General features: G+C 61.7%; 1 rRNA gene. It reads left to right on the forward strand.

From position 1 onward, the window contains the following. A 23S ribosomal RNA gene (locus tag ACK4IR_RS12295) occupies positions 1–1,154 on the forward strand; the annotation flags it as partial.

Here is a 1,154-nt window from a genome sequence, read left to right on the forward strand (position 1 = left end):
ATCAAGCCCGGAGATAGCTGGTTCTCCCCGAAATGACTTTAGGGTCAGCCTCAGGTGCTGACTGGGGCCTGTAGAGCACTGATAGGGCTAGGGGGCCCACCAGCCTACCAAACCCTGTCAAACTCCGAAGGGTCCCAGGTGGAGCCTGGGAGTGAGGGCGCGAGCGATAACGTCCGTGTCCGAGCGCGGGAACAACCGAGACCGCCAGCTAAGGTCCCGAAGTCTGGGCTAAGTGGGAAAGGATGTGGCGTTGCTGAGACAGCCAGGAGGTTGGCTTAGAAGCAGCCATCCTTTAAAGAGTGCGTAATAGCTCACTGGTCGAGTGACGCTGCGCCGAAAATGATCGGGGCTTAAGCCCAGCGCCGAAGCTGCGGGTCTGGGGGCAACCCTCAGGCGGTAGGGGAGCGTTCCCGATGCCAACGAAGGTCGTCCGCGAGGGCGGCTGGAGGTAAGGGAAGTGCGAATGCCGGCATGAGTAACGATAAACAGGGTGAGAATCCCTGTCGCCGTAAGCCCAAGGGTTCCTACGCAATGGTCGTCAGCGTAGGGTTAGGCGGGGCCTAAGGTGAGGCCGAGAGGCGTAGCCGAAGGGCAGCCGGTTAATATTCCGGCCCTTCCCATGGGTGCGATGGGGGGACGCTTTAGGCTAGGGGGACCGGAGCCATGGACGAGCCCGGCCAGAAGCGCAGGGTGGGGGGTAGGCAAATCCGCCTCCCGTGGGCTCTGCGTGGTGGGGAAGCCCGTGAGGGTGACAACCCCCCGAAGCCAGGGAGCCGAGAAAAGCCTCTAAGCACAACCCATGGGAACCCGTACCGGAAACCGACACAGGTGGGCGGGTGCGAGAGCACTCAGGCGCGCGGGATAACCCTCGCCAAGGAACTCTGCAAGTTAGCCCCGTAACTTCGGGAGAAGGGGTGCTCCCTGTTGGTGCCGCGTGCGGTGCTGATGGGGAGCCGCAGTGAACAGGCTCTGGCGACTGTTTACCAAAAACACAGCTCTCTGCGAACTCGTAAGAGGAGGTATAGGGAGCGACGCTTGCCCGGTGCCGGAAGGTCAAGGGGAGGGGTGCAAGCCCTGAACCGAAGCCCCGGTGAACGGCGGCCGTAACTATAACGGTCCTAAGGTAGCGAAATTCCTTGTCGGGTAAGTTCCGA

The organism is Thermosynechococcus sp. (assembly GCF_046299635.1).
Taxonomy (GTDB): Bacteria; Cyanobacteriota; Cyanobacteriia; order Thermosynechococcales; family Thermosynechococcaceae; genus Thermosynechococcus.